The organism is Halorubrum pallidum (assembly GCF_055380345.1).
Map to the genome: position 1 here is coordinate 1,251,966 of NZ_AP043945.1, position 15,225 is coordinate 1,267,190.

Consider the following 15,225-nt stretch of genomic DNA (forward strand, 5'->3'; position numbering starts at 1 on the left):
ACTGCGCGGATCGGTCGAACGGTCTAAGTGCGCGCGCGCCCGAGTGCGGACAATGAGTCTTCGGCCCGCGTGGCTCTCCTTCAGGCGATACGCGGCGGCGACGACGGGAATGACCCTCGTGCTGTTCTCGCTCGGTGTCTACACCGCGGCGACCGGATCGGGACTGGCGTGTCAGGCCCAGTGGCCGCTCTGTTCCGACCAGCTCATCCCCACGCTCGCGATCAACCCCGACTTCATCGAGTGGTTCCATCGCGTGTGGGCGATGGTCACCGGGTTCCTCATCGTCGGCGTCGCCGGCTGGACGTGGCTCGGGAGCTTCGATCGCCGCACGAAACTGGCGGCGACGCTCGCGGTGGCGATACTCCCGCTCCAGATCACGGTGGGTGCGATCACGGTCACCGTCGGCGGACTCGTCCCCGGCGGCTACACCGTCTCGACGCACGCCGCCCATCTCGTGGTCGCCCTCTGTATCTTCACGCTACTTGCGCTGGCGACGATCTGGGGCGGCGGTCGCGGCTCCCCGCGGCTCCTGCGGATCGCCGCCGGACTCGCCGTCGCCGGCATCGTCGCCAGCGCGATCTTCTCGCGGGCGGTACCCCTCGTCACCTACTCGCCGGGCGCGCAGGCGGGGTTCTACGTCACCGGGCTCGCCGGCCACCTCGGGCTGGTCGCGACGGTCGCGTACGCGACCGAGGCGGTCCGAGGCGGCTACGCCGGGCTTGACCGGTCGTCGGCACGGACCGTCCGAGCGCTCGCTGCGGGCTCGATGACCGCACTCGTCGGCACGCTGCTTCTCGGCCGCGATCTCGTGTTGTACACCGCTGCCTGGCGGCAGATCAACCTCGTCGCGCTCGGCCTCGCGCTCGTGCTGGCCGTCGGTGCGGCGTGGGTGATCCGTAGTGCAGGCGGACTCGGCCGACCGACGACGCCGATCGGCGGCGACTGATCGCAATCGGCTGCGTACGGCTGTCCGATCGCTGTCAAGTGATCGCCACTATCGGAGTCGAAACTGTCTGAATCGATCGGGAACGACGCTTGTGGACGGGTGTACAGCCGATTCTCGTCGTGGCTCTCGCGAGCTACGTCCCCGGCGTGCTCTCCGGCGTGTTCCCGCGCGACGTCGTCTGGGTCGCCATCTTGGGGTTCACGCTCAACTCAGGCGCTCCGGTACATCATTCCCTCGTGGACGAACGAATTCGTCTACCTGATCAAGTACTCGTCGCTCGCGGCGTTCATTACGGTCCCCGAACTCTACTACCGCGCCGGTCAGATCGTATCCGAGACGTTCCGGTACACGCTCATCTTCGTCGTGACCGGCGTGATGTATCTCGCGCTGGTGCTCACCGCCTCGAAGGCGATGGAGCGCGTCGACGACCGCGTCGCTTTCCCCGGACTCGGCGCCGACCGCGAGACGTGACCGATCTCGGTTTCTTGTTGTCCAAGAAAGATTTATTATTATACATTGTGGCTTGCGATCGTGTGCCATTCAATAGAGCGGCGGCCCGGTATCGCGTATCGCCGCCCCGACGGCGATCCCGACCGCTTCGTCGCCGAAGCAGTCGGCGAGTCCCAACTGGACGCCGCGGCGCTCCCACGGACCGATTGGTCGTCGGTGGTCGCGACCGCGGATCGCGATCGGTTTCGGGCCGCCCTCGACGACGAGCGGGTCGACGTCACCTACCATCTCGTGGTCGATGACACGCGAACGTGGGTCCACGAGCGGGGGTCCCGCGACGACCGCGGCGATCTGGTCGGGTATCTATTCACCGCCGGCGACCGTGCTGAGCGTCATCAGCAACTCGAACGGCAGCGCGAACGCCTCGAAGAGTTCGCGAGCGTCGTCTCACACGATCTGCGCAACCCGCTGTCCGTCGCCGTCGGAAACGTCGAACTGGCGACGGAGTTCGAGGGGGAGACCAGCACTGAGCGTTTGGAACGTGCGCTCGACGCGCTCGGCTGGATGGACGATCTCATCTCCGACCTGCTCGCGCTCGCGCGCGAGGGACAGTCCGTCGAAGAGACGAGGCCGGAGGATCTCACGACTATCGTCGAAGAGGCGTGGCGAACCGTCGGAGCGACCGCGAACGCGACGCTCGTCGTCGAGGAACCGCTACATCGAATCGAATGCGACAGACACCGTCTGCGCCAAGCGCTGGAAAACCTCTTTCACAACGCGATCGAGCACGGGGTGGATGGCGGTGCCCCCGCCGACGCCTCGATCGCGGGTGCCGATACCGAGCCAGTCACCGATGAGTCGGCGATCCGAGTGTTCGTCGGCCGGCTCGACGACGGATTCTACGTCGCAGACGACGGTGAGGGGATCGCTCCGTCAGACCGCGACTCGGTGTTCGAACCGGGACACACCTCGGCCGATGGAGGGACCGGCTTCGGGCTTGCGATCGTCGACCGGATCGCAGAGGCCCACGATTGGGAGGTCTCGATCACGGAGAGCCGGGCCGGCGGCGCGCGCTTCGAGTTCGACGGCGTCGATGTCGGTGACTCACCGCGATCTCACGACTCGAGAGATGTCGCCGAAGGCGGGCACGATCCCTGATCACGGACGGCCGCGGACGGCCGGGAGAACCGACTGCAGTGATCAGACGAAATCGCCGAGTCCGGCCTGCCCGTCGTCGTCGTCGGCCTCCTCCTCGATCACTTCGCCACCGGATTCGCCGGCGGTGTCCTCGCCGACAGCACTGCCGTCGTCGACATCGCTTCCAGGTCGACCGTCGCTCGCATTCTCGTCGTCACGCTCCTCGACGAGGTCGCCGTCTCGTCTGCCGGCGCTCGCCGCGAACGCGCCCTCTGCGTTGTCTTCCATTCGCTCGTCTCGGAGGATCTGCGCGTCCTCGACGATCGACGCCACCTTGTTCGTGGACTCACCCGATCCGGTGACGAAAGCGACACCGGCCTCGTCGAGTTCGTACGCGGCCGCCATCGCGACGGTCAGCTCCCGCGGCTTGCAGTGATGCGTGACCGCCTGCAGGAACGGTAACACCTCACGGCGGGCGGTCGCGACGCTACAGCCGCTCGCCGCGGCGATCCGACCCACCACCTCGTCGGCGGTCGCGTCAGACGAACTCCAGAACTGCGGGCGGTTGTAGCGTGTCCACCCTCCCTTTGTCTCGTCGCGTGCGGCGGCGACGCCCGCAGCGGCGTTGTCGGTCGCGTACCGCCAGTAGGAGTAGTTCTGCGTGGCGCGCACCCGACCCAGCCACACGTCCGCGTTCGCGAGGAAGTCGTACGCTCTGACCGTCTCTCGAGGGTCGTACACGTCGAGGAGGTTGTTCTCGATCCACTTCGTCAGGTCGTCCGGCGTCTCGTCGACGGCGTACGCCGACTGCAGCGCCTCCTCCGCGGACTCCTCTTTGAGCACCGCGTCGAGGAACGGGAAGAGCCCGAGGGCCTTGTCGCGATCGCCCGTGACCACGTCCTCGACGGTGATCGAGTCACGGCCCTCGGCCGCGGCTTGGAGGTCGTTGATCGCGCCGCGGAGGTCGCCGCGGTTGCGCTCGGCGATCTCGGAGAGGGCGTCCGATTCGAACTCGATCCCCTCTTTCCGACAGACGTCCCGGAGAACGGGGACGATCGAGCGCGCGGAGATGTCGCGGAACTCGATCTCTCGGGTGGCGTTTCGGAGCCCGCGAGCCATGTCGTAGTAGTCGTTGGCGATGAGGACGATGGGCTGTCCGGACTCTTTCACTAACTTCGTGATCGCGCTCGCGCCGCCGCGGTCGTAGTTGCCGTGGATGTTGTCCGCCTCGTCGAGGATGACGAGCTGACGCGAGGCCGTGTCGCCGCCGGCGGCCCCGCCCCCGACTGCGCTCCCGCCGAGGGTGGCGTTACGCGCGGCCCGTCCCGCGAAGCGCTCGATCACGTCGGCGGTGCGCTGGTCGGAGGCGTTCAGCTCGACCGTCTCCCAGCCCATGTCGTTCGCGAGCGCGTGGGCCGCGCTCGTCTTCCCGACGCCGGGGCTTCCGTGGAGCACAACCGCCTCGCGATGGTCGTCCCACGAGCGCGCCCACTCCTCGAACGCGTCGCGGGCCTTGTCGTTGCCGCGGACCTCAGAGAGCGTGCGCGGACGATACGTTTCCGTCCAGTCGGCCATTGCCGGCGGTAGGCGAGTGCGGTGTTTAGTGGTTCCGGAGGGTCACTCTCGGCGGTCGTGACCGCCGAAGTGGAAGTCTCTTGTGACGAGGCGGTATCGCTGCCCGCGGTCGCAGTGATCCGACTGCTCGGAGGTGTTGTCGACGCTGACGCTGCCAGCGCTACCGAGACTTACGCGACGGAAACAGTCGCACCCGAGACAGCGGTGTGCGCGGTCGTGCTCGTCACCGAAGACTGATTGAAACGTTTCTGATACGTGGCGGTTGCAGTAGAGGCAGCGGTCGGCGTCTCCGGAACCGCCGTGAAGGCGATTCATAGCGCATCCCCGAATCGGGTTTTGGGGGTTAGAGGGTTCTTAGACTACTGATAATGGTGGTCGGTAAAATTTCTTATGGGACCGCTGAGAGTCGAACTCAGGTCCTACGGACCCCATCCGCAGAGGATACCACTACCCCACGGTCCCGGGCTGCACCCGAAAGGATGCGTGTCCCGTAATTAAGGACTTCGCTTCGGAATTCCGCTCGGTCGGGCGTAGCCATTCGCTTCGCAGTCGCCCGATCACGTGAGCACGCGCTCTAAGGAGACGACGACCCCGGACTCGGCATCCGGGTCGCCGACGAGTCGACCGAGACACACCGCGGCTCCATCGGGTGTGAAACAGGCGACGAGCGGCCGGTCGGCGTCGTCCGATGGCGCGCTTTCAGCGACCGCCTCCTCGGCGGCGTCATCGATGTCGATGACGCCGGGTGCGTAGACGGGTGCGCCCGTGGCGACGCTCTCGGCCGTCGACGGTGCGATGGTGACCGCAGGGAGGTGGACTAACGCGTCTTCGGCGGGGCGGACGACCTCGCGGACGAACGAATCGTCGCCGTCTTCGGCCCACGTGAGAGCGTCGACGAGATCCTGAAGCGTGCGGAGCGTCCGATCGTCGAACGGATCGGTGGCGGTCCGGCGGAGGTGTCCCATGTGTGCGCCCACGCCCGTCGCGAGACCGATGTCGTGGCACAGCTTCCGGACGTACGTCCCGGACTCACACCGGACCCGGAGGAGGGCCTGCCGGTCACCGACCTCCAACACGTCGAGGTCGTAGATCGTGCGGGTCCGGAGCCGCCGTGTCACCGCGCTCTTACGCGGCGGCTTCTGGTAGATCTCCGCCTCGAACTCGGCGACGACCGCGCGGAAGTCGTCGGGCGCGGATCCGTGAAGCTCCAGCACGGCGACGTACTCTTTTCCGCCTTCCAGAAAGACCTGCGCCGCTCTAGTCGCGGTTCCGGTGAGCGCGGGGAGACAGCCGGTGACCTTCGGATCGAGGGTCCCCGCGTGTGCGACGCCGTCTATCGGCTCGCCATCGGGGTCGAGCGCCGACAGCGCTTCGTTGATCGCGTCCCGGGTCCACGCGGAGACCTGGTGTGACGATGGGCCGGCGGGCTTATCGAGGTTGACGACGCCGAACCGGAGCAGCTCGGGGACCGATCGCTCCTCGGGCGGGGCGCGGAGCGGCGTGCCGTCCGTATCGTCTGAATCGCGGGTCATATCGAGATTTCTGTTCGCGTTGCCTCAGAAGTCGTAGTTCACGCCCTCGATGGGTGCCTTCCCCTCGTCGTCGTCCGGGTCGTACGCGTCGACCGTCGCGACGAGCGCGTCGATAAACCGGTCGGGTCCCCAGCGGGCGGTGTTGTAGGCGGCGTCGTATATCGAGAGGTCGTCGATGTCGATGTCGTAGTATTCCAAGTACCGTTTTCGCTCGGAGGCCTCGCGGCGCTCCGTCTCGGCTTTCGCGCGCTCGACCGACTTGTCCTCTCGATCGGCGATCCGCTCGGCGCGGACGGCCACGGGCGCGTCGAACCAGAACCGGAAGTCGGCCGCGTCGGCGGAGAGCCATCCCGCGAGCCGCGATTCGATGACTATGTCGTCGCGGGTCGTGGCGATCTCGTGAAGCCGACGGTCGAGGTCGCGATCGATCTGCGGGTCCTCCTCGGCGAACTCGTTGAATTCGACCGGCGTCATGTCGCGTTCGGCCGCCATCTCGCGGAAGATGTCGCCGCCGGAGACGTGATCGAGGTTGAGTCGATCGGCGAGCGCGGCGGCGTTCGTGCTCTTCCCGCTTCCCGGCGGGCCGGAGACGGTGATCAACATATCGCTACTCCGCGGGTGTCGTTCAAAACGATTGTCGTTCCGTCCTCGGAACGGAGGCGACGGACAGGACCGATTCGTTCCGACTACTGGTCTCGGGTCGCCGCCGTCATCGACCACACGGCGACGAGTCCGAGGAGGACGGCGGGAATCAGCGGGAGCGCGAGGTACGTCGCGAAGAACGTGAATCCGAGCGAACCGGCGGCGTACGGATACAGGTAGATGATCCCGGGAATGACGAGGACGCAGGTGAAAAGCACCGCGGTCAGCGCCCACCCCTTCCGGCCGAAGCCGTCGGCGTCGGGCTCGGTGTTGCCGGCGGCGGCGTCGGACTCAGATCTCACTGTCGGGTTTCACCACCACTTTGCCAAAGCCCTCACGGTTCTCGATCAGCTCGTGGGCCCGTGCGGCCTCGCTCATCGGGAGCACCTCGCGCACGCGCGGTTCGAAGGTGCCGTCCCAGACGAGCTCCAGCACGTCGTCGACCTCGCCGGGCGTCGCCATCGTCGACCCGATCACCGACAGCTGGTTCCAGAAGATCCGATTGAGTCCCGCGCCCGGGTTCGGCCCGGTGGTCGCGCCGCAAGTGACGAGTCGACCGCCCTTCGCCATCGATTTCAGCGAGTCTGGGTACGTCGCCTCGCCGATGTGGTCAACCACGACGTCGACCCCGCGCTTCCCGGTCAGTTCGGCGATCTCGTCGGCGAAGTCGTTCGCCTCGTAGTCGATGACGTGGTCGGCTCCGCAGTCTTCGGCGTGCGCGAGTTTCTCCTCCGTGGATGCGGTCGCGAACACGTCACACCCCGCGTGATCGGCGATCTGGACCGCGGCGTGGCCGACGCCGCCCGACGCGCCGAGCACGAGCACCTTCTCGCCCGCCTCGATGTCGGCCCGCGTGTGGAGCATCCGCCACGCGGTCTGGAAGACGAGCGACGCGGATCCGGCGACCTCCCAGTCGACGCCCGTCGGGACGGGAACGAGGTTCTCGGCGGGCACCGCAGCGGTCTCGGCGTGCACGCCGCGGACGTGCTCGCCGATGATGTGGAACGAGGCGCAAAGCGACTCCTCGCCGCGTCGGCAGAACTCACACTCCCCGCAGGAGACGCCGGCGCTCACGGCCACGCGGTCGCCCGGCTCGAACCGCGTTACGCCCTCGCCGACGGCCTCGACGACTCCTGCAGCGTCGCTGCCGGGGATGTGCGGCATCTCCAGATCGACGCCCGGGAGGCCGCGTCGCGTCCAGATGTCGAGGTGGTTCAGCGCGCCCGCCTTGACGTCGACGAGCACCTCGCCCCGGTCGGGCTCGGGGTCCGGAAACTCGCCGTACTCGATCACGTCGCGGTCGCCGTGGGAATCGAACTGGACTGCCTTCATGCGAGAACCTACCCGCGGCACCCACTAAACAGTACGCCAACCGGCTGTGATTTCATCGCACGGTAGGCCGTCTCATCCGTGCGATCTGGGCGCATTCACCCGCTGTTTTCGTGATGTTTAAGTACCGAAGGCGGGACCGTACGGATGCACGAACTGCAGGGGTGCCGGACCCCGAGTCCGAGAGGGCGACGATACAACGCGAGTTGCGGTAGCCAAGCCTGGCCCAAGGCGCAGGGTTGCTAACTCTGTGGCGTCACTGCCTCCGGGGTTCGAATCCCCGCCGCAACGCTCGAACGGACCGAGTACCGCCGGATTCGCGCCGGTAGGACTCACCACAACCAACACATGAGCACGGAAGAATCACAGGACGACTCACCGGAGGAGGAAGAAGACCTCCAGTACTTCGTCCGTATCGGGGGCGCTGACCTCGACGGGACGAAGACGGTCGAGCGAAGCCTGTCCGAACTCGACGGCATCGGCACGCGCACGGCGCGGCTGGTCGCCGAGAAGGCCGACGTGGACAAGAACGCCACGTTCGGTCTCCTCGACGAGGATGCTATCGACGCGGTGGTCGACATCGCCGAGAACCTCGAAGACCACGTCCCGTCGTGGATGACGAACCGACAGAACGACTTCTATTCCGGAAAGACGACGCACCTCGTCGGCACCGACGTCAGCGAGAAGCGTCGCCACGACATCAACCGGATGAAGATCATCGAATCGTACAAGGGCGTTCGCCACAAGCGCGGCCAGAAGGTACGCGGCCAGCGCACGAAGTCCACGGGCCGGTCCGAGGGAACAATCGGCGTCAACGTCGAAGAGATCCGCGAGGAGATGGCGGAAGAAGAAGCAGCGGGTGACGACGAATGAGCACCGGCAAGAACACGAAGGGCTACGAGACGCCGAACCACCCGTACCAGGGCGAGCGCATCGCCGAGGAGTCTGATCTCCTCTCGCGGTACGGCCTGAAGAACAAAGAGGAGTTCTGGCGTGCCCAGTCCGAACTGCGCAGCATGCGCCGCGAGGCGCGTCGCCTGCTCGGCGAGGCCCAAGGCGACGTCGACGCCGCCCAAGACGCCGGCGCGGAGTTCGTCGCACGACTCCGTCGCATCGGCATCCTCGGCGACAACGACGACATCTCGACGGTCCTGTCGCTCGACGTGACCGACCTGCTCGAACGCCGTCTCCAGACGGTCGCCTACCGGCAGGGATTCGCGTCCTCGACCCAGCAGGCCCGCCAGTTCATCGTTCACGGGCACATCACCGTCAACGGGGCCCGCGTGACGCGCCCCTCGGTGAAAGTCGACGTGGCCGATGAGGGCGAAATCGCCTTCGACGAGAACAGCCCGCTCGCGGACGATCTCCACCCCGAGCGCGCGGAGTCACAGGAGTAACTAACCATGAGTGAATCCGAGGACGGAAAGTGGGGAATCGCCCACGTGTACGCATCGTTCAACAACACGCTCATCACGGTCACCGACGAGACGGGAGCCGAGACGATCGCCAAGTCGTCCGGCGGCACCGTGGTGAAACAGAATCGCGACGAGGCGTCGCCGTACGCCGCCATGCAGATGGCGGAAGTCGTCGCCGAGCGCGTCAAAGACGCTGGCCTGGAGGGCGTGCACGTCCGCGTGCGCGGCCCCGGCGGCAACCTCAACAAGTCCACCGGTCCCGGTGCGCAGGCGACGATCCGCGCGCTCTCGCGCGCCGGCGTCGAGATCGGCCGGATCGAGGACGTCACGCCCATCCCGCACGACGGGACGAAGGCGCCGAAGAACAAGCGAGTCTGACATGAGTGACGCAGATTTCGACGTTGAGTACGTCGAACGGGACGAACGCAGCGCGCGGGTACTGATCCGCGGGCTCACCCCGGCGTTCGCGAACGGCATCCGCCGCGCGATGATCGCCGACGTCCCGACGTTCTCGATCGACACCGTCCGGTTCGTCGAGAACTCCTCCGTCATGTTTGACGAGATGATCGGCCTGCGGCTGGGGCTTGTTCCGCTGACGACTCCGCTCGACGACTTCGAGGTCGGTGACGAGGTCACGCTCGCACTCGACGTCGAGGGACCGGGAACGGCTTACTCCGGCGACATCGAGAGCGCCGATCCGCTGGTCGGAGTCGCGGACGACAATATCCCGATCATCGAATTGAAAGAGGGACAGCGGCTGGAATTCGAGGCCGACGCGGTGTTAGACACCGGGAAGGAGCACGCCAAACATCAGGGCGGCGTCTCCGTCGGTTACCGACACCTCCAGCGCGTCACGGTCGACGGCGACCGCGGCGAGTTCGACGAGGACGAACCGCAGATCCTCCGCGGCGTCGTCGAGACGCCCGATGGCGACATCGTGCTCACGGACGAGTTCGATAACGACCTGTCGAACCGATACCCCGGAAAGGAAGTCAGCGTCGAGGATGTCCCCGGCGCGTTCGTCTTCCACATCGAAACGGACGGCTCGTTCAGCGTCGAGGAACTGCTGCTCCGCGCGATCGACTCCATCGAGGAGCGCGCGGACGAACTACAGACGAAAGTCACGGTCTAACGTAATGACGGACCTTCGAACCACCCGGTCGGCGCTCGCCCCTGCTCGCAGTCGCGACGCCGACGCTCGCGCCGATGAACGGCCGCGTGGTCCCGGCGACGCCGGGACCGAAAGTGGTTTGAAGGGAGCCGGATTACGCAGGAGTGCACGCAGGGATAGCCAAGTCAGGCCAACGGCGCAGCGTTCAGGGCGCTGTCCTGTAGAGGTCCGCAGGTTCAAATCCTGCTCCCTGCACTCCGTTTTTCAGAACCTCTCGTTAGGAGGGAGCTATGAGTAGCAAGACGAATCCGAAACTACAGAACCTCATCGCCGATCTGAAGTCGGTCTCGCGCGACTCCGGTGCCAACGTGTGGCAAGATGTCGCCAACCGACTGGAGAAGCCACGGCGCACGCACGCTGAGGTCAACCTGGGTCGCATCGAGCGGTACGCTCAGGAAGACGAGACGGTCGTCGTCCCCGGCAAGGTGCTGGGCAGCGGTGTGCTCGAAAAGAACGTCACCGTCGCCGCCGTCGACTTCTCGGGAACCGCCCGCACGAAGATCGACCAGGCCGGCGAAGCGGTGTCGCTAGAACAGTTCGTCGAACAGAACCCCGAAGGCAGCAACGTTCGGGTGATTCGATGAGTATCGCGAAAATCGACGCGGACGTCGTCGTCGACGCCCGCGACTGCATTCTCGGTCGCGTCTCCTCCGAGGTCGCCCAGCGCGCCCTCGCCGGGGAGTCCGTCGCCGTCGTCAACGCCGAACGCGCGGTCATCACCGGCAACGAGGAGGCGACGATGGAGACGTACCACACCCGCGCGGAGCTCGGCTCCGACAGCGGCCCGTACTACCCCAAGCGCCCCGACCGAATCTTCAAGCGTGCCATCCGCGGCATGCTGCCGTACAAGTCCGAAGACGGTCGCGAGGCGCTCTCGAACGTACGCGTCTACGTGGGCAACCCCTACGAGCGCGACGAGGACGCCGAGAGCGTCGTCCTCGACGGCACGTCGCTGGACCGTCTCTCGAACATCAACTTCACCACGCTCGGTGATATCTCCGAGTCTCTGGGAGCCAACGTCACATGGTAACGAACACCTCAGGCAAGAAGAAGACGGCCGTCGCCCGCGCAACGGTGCGCGACGGCGAGGGTCGCGTTCGCATCAACTCCCAGCCCGTCGAGCTGGTCGAACCGGAACAGGCGCGGCTCAAGATGCTCGAGCCGTTCCGCATCGCGGGCGAGGAACTCCGCGACGATGTCGACATCGACGTCACCGTCGAGGGCGGCGGATTCAGTGGGCAGGCCGACGCCACCCGCACCGCCATCGCGCGTGGGATCGTTCAGCACCTCGGCGACGCCGAGTTGCGCGACGCGTACATGAAATTCGACCGGACGCTCCTGGTCAACGACGTCCGCCAGTCCGAACCCAAGAAGTGGGGCGGACCCGGCGCGCGTGCCCGCTACCAGAAGTCCTACCGCTGAGGTGATCCAGTCATGATGATCCCCGTCCGGTGTTTCACGTGCGGCAATGTCGTGGGTGAACACTGGGAAGAATTCAAAGAGCGAGCCCGCGAGGGCGACGAGGACCCCGGCGCGGTCCTCGACGATCTCGGGGTCGACCGGCACTGCTGTCGCCGGATGATGGTCAGCCATCAGGACCTCGTCGACGTCGTCTCGCCGTACCAGTAAAATGTCTGCACAACGATACAATCGATACGAGAAGGCACGAATCCTCGGCGCGCGAGCGCTGCAGGTGTCGTACGGAGCGCCCGTGCTGATCGAATCGGACCAAACGGAGCCGATCCTCGTCGCTGCAGAGGAGTACGATGCGGGTGTACTCCCCTTCACCGTCCGCAGGGAGGGAGAGAAATGACGCGAATCACGAGCATCTCGCTGCGACGGATACTCGATTCGCGAGGGAATCCAACCGTCGAGGCTGACGTGCTCACCGAGTCCGGCGGATTCGGGCGCGGAGCGGCCCCGAGCGGGGCGTCAACCGGTGAGTACGAGGCTATCGAACTCCCCGCGAACGAGGCCATTGCGAAGGCCCGTGAGCACGCCGTTCCGCGGCTCGAAGGGCTGTACGCCGGCGATCAGCGCGCCGTCGACGGGGCGCTGCGCGCGGCCGACGGGACCGACGACTTCTCCGCGATCGGCGCGAACAGCGCGGTCGCTATCTCGATGGCGGCCGCGAAGGCCGCAGCCGACGTGCTCGGTGCGCCGCTGTACCAGCACCTCGGCGGCGCGTTCCGTGGCGAGAACTTCCCCGTTCCGCTCGGCAATGTCGTCGGCGGCGGGGAACACGCCAAGGAGGCCACCCACATTCAGGAGTTCCTCGCCGCGCCGGTCGGCGCGCCGAGCGTCTCCGAGGCCGTCTTCGCGAACGCCGCGGTCCACGCGGCGGTCGCGGACGTGCTCGACGAGCGCGGCGTGCCCGCGGCGAAGGGCGACGAGGGCGCGTGGGCCCCGCCGATCTCGGATGCCGAGGCGTTCGAGGTCGTCGAGGAGGCCGTCGATATCGTCGAGAGCGAGGTCGGCTTCGAGATCCGCTTCGGACTCGACATGGCGGCCGCAGAGCTGTACGACGACGAGACCGACGCGTACGTGTACGGAGATGAGACGAAGTCGACCGACGAACAGGTCGAGTACGTCGCCGGTCTCGTCGACGAGTACGACCTCGCGTACGTCGAGGACCCGCTCGACGAGAACGATTACGAGGCGTTCGCGGAACTGACCGACCGGGTCGGAGACCGGACGCTGATCTGCGGTGACGACCTGTTCGTCACCAACGTCGAGCGGCTCCAGGAGGGGATCGACACGGACGCGGCAAACAGCATCCTGATCAAGCCGAACCAGATCGGGACGCTGTCTGACGCGTTCGACGCGGTCGAACTCGCCGCCCGCAACGGGTACGAGACGGTCATCTCGCACCGTTCGGGCGAAACCGAGGACACGACAATCGCACACCTCGCCGTGGCGACTGACGCCGGCTACATCAAGACCGGTACGGTCGGCGGCGAGCGCACCGCCAAGCTGAACGAACTGGTCCGCATCGCGGACGACGCGGTATGACGGGCCTACACACGCATGAGTGAAGACAACGACGCGGTCGAACTCGACGACGACGCGGAGACCGAGGCGGTCGACGCGGCGGTCGAGGAGGAGGCCGACACGACCGAGGAACCGACCGCCGACGCGGCCGACGTGGCCGCCGACGCCGAGAGCGAGGCCGACGCGGGCGACGCCGCCGCCGACGAGGAGGAGGCCTCCCCGTTCGACGACGACGTCATGCCCGACGACGACGTCGACCTGCTGATCCCCGTCGAGGACTACCTCTCCGCGGGTGTCCACATCGGGACCCAGCAGAAGACGAAGGACATGGAGCGGTTCATCCACCGCGTTCGGGACGACGGGCTGTACGTGCTCGACGTGAGCACGACGGACCAGCGCATCCGCACCGCTGCGGACTTCCTCGCGAACTACAATCCTGAACAGATCCTCGTCACGTCTTCGCGGCAGTACGGTCGGTTCCCGGCCGAGAAGTTCGCGGACGCTATCGGCGCTCGCGCCCGGACGGGACGGTTCATCCCCGGCACGCTGACGAACCCCGACTACGCCGGCTACATCGAGCCCGATGTCGTCGTGGTGACCGACCCGATCGGCGACGCACAGGCCGTCAAGGAGGCCATCACCGTCGGCATCCCCGTGATCGCGATGTGCGACTCCAACAACCAGCTGTCAAACGTCGACCTGGTCATTCCGACCAACAACAAGGGTCGACGCGCGCTGTCTGTCGTCTACTGGCTGCTCGCCAACGAGACGCTCGACCGCCGCGGCACTGACACCGTGTTCGCCCTCGACGACTTCGAGGACGAACTCTAGTTCGGTCGGTCAGATTCGAGTTCGGCTTTTCACCGTCCCGCGACGCCACCCGCAGAGCGGCCGCGTTCTTCACAGCCAAACGCTCGGAACACGGATTGCTGTTTGCTTATAGCAGATCGATCGTGAGCGGGTAGTGCCACGCCTCGCCGTCGGACGCCTTCACCGCGGCGATCACGATGAGCACGGTGTCGATGAGTCCGAGGACGAGGAACAGTACCGGCGCGATCAAGAGCCCGATTCCGACGAGCGCGGTCATCAGGACGAACGCACTCGCGACGATCGAGTAGATACTGAACCAGATCTGCCAGTTGACAGCATTGCGCGCATTCTCCTTGACGAACGCGTCGTTCGTGACGACGTAGATCACGAGCGGTCCGACCAACCACGTGAACAGCGCGAGGACGTGCGTCAACGCCGCCATCGTGGTGTTCTCGCTCGTTCCGCCGGCACCGACGCTCTCTGCTGTGGACGCCATAGGTGCGATATCTGCGTCTCGGTATTTAGGTGTTGGCCGCCCCCGTCGCGTCTCCGCCCGTCGTTTCCGCATCTCCGTCCGTCGTTTCCGCGTCTGGCGACATGGGTACGTCGTGGGTCCACCGCGGCTCTATCTCGCGGTTCGCGACGACGATTCGATCCCCGGTGTCGGTGTCGATCCGGGTCTTCCTGAGTTCGATCGCCGCGACCGTTCCGGTCACGCCCTTCGCCTCGACGCGATAGCCGACGTTGAAATCCGGATCCTTCAACAGGTAGATCCCGGCGACCGTGTCCTCGATCATCTCGGAGAGCGCGTAGGAGACGCCGAGCGCGATGAACCCGACGGCGGTACCGAGACTCGCCGCGATGTCGCCCATACCGACGACCTTCAGGAAGGTGAGTGCAACGCCGAACCACAGGAAGATCGCCGCGAGCGTGACGATGAGGTCGCCGACCAGTTCGCGGTCGCCGACGTACACCCGTTCTATCGACGAGCGGACGACGGCGAGGACGACCCGCACCGTCACGTACGCCAGCGCTAGAAAGACTAGCCCAGAGAGCAGGCGCGGTATCGCGACAGCCACACCGTCGAGGAAGTCGCGAAACGCTCGCGCGAGCAGCGACAGTATCGGTGACATGAGACACGCAACGGTGACCCGGGGTGAAAAGGTGGGGGGCGACCGGACGGTCGAGGTCACGCCCGCGCAAGCGCAACGCCTGTAAGCACGCGGA

The 15,225-nt window shown here is 66.1% G+C and carries 20 protein-coding genes, 3 tRNA genes and 2 pseudogenes; 16 read left to right on the forward strand and 9 right to left on the reverse strand.

Annotated features, from left to right (window positions below; all coding sequences use genetic code 11):
* Positions 1-52 precede the first annotated feature (52 nt).
* The 3 genes and pseudogenes from ACZ45C_RS08040 (at position 53) to ACZ45C_RS08050 (ending at position 2,554) form a co-directional block, all read left to right on the forward strand.
* Complete coding sequence (locus ACZ45C_RS08040; protein ID WP_464374337.1) at positions 53-946, forward strand: COX15/CtaA family protein; 894 nt, start codon at positions 53-55, stop codon at positions 944-946.
* Positions 947-1,071: 125 nt separating this feature from the next.
* Positions 1,072-1,417 (forward strand): annotated as a pseudogene (locus tag ACZ45C_RS08045) (amino acid ABC transporter permease); the annotation flags it as partial.
* Positions 1,418-1,477: 60 nt separating this feature from the next.
* Positions 1,478-2,554, forward strand: a complete 1,077-nt coding sequence (locus ACZ45C_RS08050) for a sensor histidine kinase (RefSeq protein WP_460558273.1) — start codon at positions 1,478-1,480, stop codon at positions 2,552-2,554.
* 42 nt (positions 2,555-2,596) lie between these two features.
* Here ACZ45C_RS08050 and ACZ45C_RS08055 read toward each other — a convergent pair whose 3' ends face one another.
* From ACZ45C_RS08055 to ACZ45C_RS08085, 7 genes and pseudogenes are all read right to left on the reverse strand, one after another.
* On the reverse strand, positions 2,597-4,108 hold the full coding sequence (locus ACZ45C_RS08055) for a replication factor C large subunit (RefSeq protein ID WP_460558275.1): 1,512 nt from the start codon (positions 4,106-4,108) through the stop codon (positions 2,597-2,599).
* Between the two features lie 42 nt (positions 4,109-4,150).
* Positions 4,151-4,423, reverse strand: a complete 273-nt coding sequence (locus ACZ45C_RS08060) for a DUF7563 family protein (RefSeq protein ID WP_460558277.1) — start codon at positions 4,421-4,423, stop codon at positions 4,151-4,153.
* Between the two features lie 76 nt (positions 4,424-4,499).
* A tRNA-Pro gene (locus ACZ45C_RS08065) sits at positions 4,500-4,570 on the reverse strand.
* Positions 4,571-4,665: 95 nt separating this feature from the next.
* Complete coding sequence (locus ACZ45C_RS08070; protein ID WP_460558279.1) at positions 4,666-5,640, reverse strand: RNA-guided pseudouridylation complex pseudouridine synthase subunit Cbf5; 975 nt, start codon at positions 5,638-5,640, stop codon at positions 4,666-4,668.
* Positions 5,641-5,664: 24 nt separating this feature from the next.
* A complete protein-coding gene (gene cmk / locus ACZ45C_RS08075; protein WP_460558281.1) occupies positions 5,665-6,243 on the reverse strand; it encodes a (d)CMP kinase in 579 nt (192 codons plus the stop codon).
* Between the two features lie 83 nt (positions 6,244-6,326).
* Positions 6,327-6,548 (reverse strand): annotated as a pseudogene (locus ACZ45C_RS08080) (hypothetical protein); the annotation flags it as partial.
* 25 nt (positions 6,549-6,573) lie between these two features.
* Entirely contained in the window at positions 6,574-7,614 is a 1,041-nt protein-coding gene (locus ACZ45C_RS08085; RefSeq protein ID WP_460558283.1) for a zinc-binding dehydrogenase, read from the reverse strand.
* Positions 7,615-7,816: 202 nt separating this feature from the next.
* Here ACZ45C_RS08085 and ACZ45C_RS08090 point away from each other — a divergent pair.
* The 13 genes from ACZ45C_RS08090 to rpsB all read left to right on the forward strand — a co-directional run bounded on the left by ACZ45C_RS08090 (position 7,817) and on the right by rpsB (position 14,019).
* Positions 7,817-7,902, forward strand: a tRNA-Ser gene (locus tag ACZ45C_RS08090).
* 57 nt (positions 7,903-7,959) lie between these two features.
* Positions 7,960-8,484 (forward strand): 30S ribosomal protein S13, encoded by a 525-nt coding sequence (locus ACZ45C_RS08095; protein ID WP_460558285.1) that lies wholly within the window; start codon positions 7,960-7,962, stop codon positions 8,482-8,484.
* Positions 8,481-9,008: a 30S ribosomal protein S4 gene (locus tag ACZ45C_RS08100; protein ID WP_460558287.1), complete on the forward strand. Its 528-nt coding sequence runs from the start codon at positions 8,481-8,483 to the stop codon at positions 9,006-9,008. Before ACZ45C_RS08095 ends, ACZ45C_RS08100 begins: the two co-directional genes overlap by 4 nt.
* A gap of 6 nt (positions 9,009-9,014) precedes the next feature.
* The gene (locus tag ACZ45C_RS08105; protein WP_004046448.1) at positions 9,015-9,404 is read left to right on the forward strand and encodes a 30S ribosomal protein S11; all 390 of its coding nucleotides are present in this window, start codon (positions 9,015-9,017) and stop codon (positions 9,402-9,404) included.
* Position 9,405: 1 nt separating this feature from the next.
* Complete coding sequence (locus ACZ45C_RS08110) at positions 9,406-10,158, forward strand: DNA-directed RNA polymerase subunit D (protein WP_460558289.1); 753 nt, start codon at positions 9,406-9,408, stop codon at positions 10,156-10,158.
* A 149-nt stretch (positions 10,159-10,307) separates the two neighbouring features.
* Positions 10,308-10,392 (forward strand) — tRNA-Leu (locus ACZ45C_RS08115).
* A gap of 35 nt (positions 10,393-10,427) precedes the next feature.
* Positions 10,428-10,781, forward strand: a complete 354-nt coding sequence (locus tag ACZ45C_RS08120; protein ID WP_460558291.1) for a 50S ribosomal protein L18e — start codon at positions 10,428-10,430, stop codon at positions 10,779-10,781.
* A complete protein-coding gene (locus ACZ45C_RS08125; protein WP_460558293.1) occupies positions 10,778-11,227 on the forward strand; it encodes a 50S ribosomal protein L13 in 450 nt (149 codons plus the stop codon). The genes ACZ45C_RS08120 and ACZ45C_RS08125 overlap by 4 nt, the downstream gene beginning before the upstream one ends.
* Complete coding sequence (locus ACZ45C_RS08130) at positions 11,221-11,619, forward strand: 30S ribosomal protein S9 (RefSeq protein ID WP_460558295.1); 399 nt, start codon at positions 11,221-11,223, stop codon at positions 11,617-11,619. The genes ACZ45C_RS08125 and ACZ45C_RS08130 overlap by 7 nt, the downstream gene beginning before the upstream one ends.
* A gap of 12 nt (positions 11,620-11,631) precedes the next feature.
* On the forward strand, positions 11,632-11,826 hold the full coding sequence (locus ACZ45C_RS08135) for a DNA-directed RNA polymerase subunit N (protein ID WP_460558297.1): 195 nt from the start codon (positions 11,632-11,634) through the stop codon (positions 11,824-11,826).
* A 1-nt stretch (position 11,827) separates the two neighbouring features.
* Complete coding sequence (locus tag ACZ45C_RS08140; RefSeq protein ID WP_256418636.1) at positions 11,828-12,010, forward strand: DNA-directed RNA polymerase subunit K; 183 nt, start codon at positions 11,828-11,830, stop codon at positions 12,008-12,010.
* Complete coding sequence (gene eno / locus ACZ45C_RS08145) at positions 12,007-13,209, forward strand: phosphopyruvate hydratase (protein WP_460558299.1); 1,203 nt, start codon at positions 12,007-12,009, stop codon at positions 13,207-13,209. Before ACZ45C_RS08140 ends, eno begins: the two co-directional genes overlap by 4 nt.
* A 15-nt stretch (positions 13,210-13,224) precedes the next feature.
* Entirely contained in the window at positions 13,225-14,019 is a 795-nt protein-coding gene (gene rpsB, locus ACZ45C_RS08150) for a 30S ribosomal protein S2 (protein ID WP_460558301.1), read from the forward strand.
* 106 nt (positions 14,020-14,125) lie between these two features.
* On the opposite strand, the gene ACZ45C_RS08155 is transcribed toward rpsB, so the two are convergent.
* Entirely contained in the window at positions 14,126-14,494 is a 369-nt protein-coding gene (locus ACZ45C_RS08155) for a DUF4870 domain-containing protein (protein WP_460558303.1), read from the reverse strand.
* Positions 14,495-14,519: 25 nt separating this feature from the next.
* A complete protein-coding gene (locus ACZ45C_RS08160; RefSeq protein ID WP_460558305.1) occupies positions 14,520-15,131 on the reverse strand; it encodes a mechanosensitive ion channel domain-containing protein in 612 nt (203 codons plus the stop codon).
* Positions 15,132-15,225: the final 94 nt, after the last annotated feature.

Bases quoted from the DNA above. Each gene is read 5' to 3' on its own strand.
- ACZ45C_RS08100 (WP_460558287.1), top strand. From the start codon at position 8,481: ATGAGCACCGGCAAGAACACGAAGGGCTACGAGACGCCGAACCACCCG.
- cmk (WP_460558281.1), bottom strand. From the start codon at position 6,243: ATGTTGATCACCGTCTCCGGCCCGCCGGGAAGCGGGAAGAGCACGAAC.
- rpsB (WP_460558301.1), top strand. From the start codon at position 13,225: ATGAGTGAAGACAACGACGCGGTCGAACTCGACGACGACGCGGAGACC.
- ACZ45C_RS08125 (WP_460558293.1), top strand. From the start codon at position 10,778: ATGAGTATCGCGAAAATCGACGCGGACGTCGTCGTCGACGCCCGCGAC.
- ACZ45C_RS08140 (WP_256418636.1), top strand. From the start codon at position 11,828: ATGTCTGCACAACGATACAATCGATACGAGAAGGCACGAATCCTCGGC.
- ACZ45C_RS08105 (WP_004046448.1), top strand. From the start codon at position 9,015: ATGAGTGAATCCGAGGACGGAAAGTGGGGAATCGCCCACGTGTACGCA.
- ACZ45C_RS08095 (WP_460558285.1), top strand. From the start codon at position 7,960: ATGAGCACGGAAGAATCACAGGACGACTCACCGGAGGAGGAAGAAGAC.
- ACZ45C_RS08085 (WP_460558283.1), bottom strand. From the start codon at position 7,614: ATGAAGGCAGTCCAGTTCGATTCCCACGGCGACCGCGACGTGATCGAG.
- ACZ45C_RS08110 (WP_460558289.1), top strand. From the start codon at position 9,406: ATGAGTGACGCAGATTTCGACGTTGAGTACGTCGAACGGGACGAACGC.
- ACZ45C_RS08135 (WP_460558297.1), top strand. From the start codon at position 11,632: ATGATGATCCCCGTCCGGTGTTTCACGTGCGGCAATGTCGTGGGTGAA.
- ACZ45C_RS08155 (WP_460558303.1), bottom strand. From the start codon at position 14,494: ATGGCGTCCACAGCAGAGAGCGTCGGTGCCGGCGGAACGAGCGAGAAC.
- ACZ45C_RS08055 (WP_460558275.1), bottom strand. From the start codon at position 4,108: ATGGCCGACTGGACGGAAACGTATCGTCCGCGCACGCTCTCTGAGGTC.
- ACZ45C_RS08130 (WP_460558295.1), top strand. From the start codon at position 11,221: ATGGTAACGAACACCTCAGGCAAGAAGAAGACGGCCGTCGCCCGCGCA.
- eno (WP_460558299.1), top strand. From the start codon at position 12,007: ATGACGCGAATCACGAGCATCTCGCTGCGACGGATACTCGATTCGCGA.
- ACZ45C_RS08040 (WP_464374337.1), top strand. From the start codon at position 53: ATGAGTCTTCGGCCCGCGTGGCTCTCCTTCAGGCGATACGCGGCGGCG.
- ACZ45C_RS08060 (WP_460558277.1), bottom strand. From the start codon at position 4,423: ATGAATCGCCTTCACGGCGGTTCCGGAGACGCCGACCGCTGCCTCTAC.
- ACZ45C_RS08070 (WP_460558279.1), bottom strand. From the start codon at position 5,640: ATGACCCGCGATTCAGACGATACGGACGGCACGCCGCTCCGCGCCCCG.
- ACZ45C_RS08120 (WP_460558291.1), top strand. From the start codon at position 10,428: ATGAGTAGCAAGACGAATCCGAAACTACAGAACCTCATCGCCGATCTG.
- ACZ45C_RS08160 (WP_460558305.1), bottom strand. From the start codon at position 15,131: ATGTCACCGATACTGTCGCTGCTCGCGCGAGCGTTTCGCGACTTCCTC.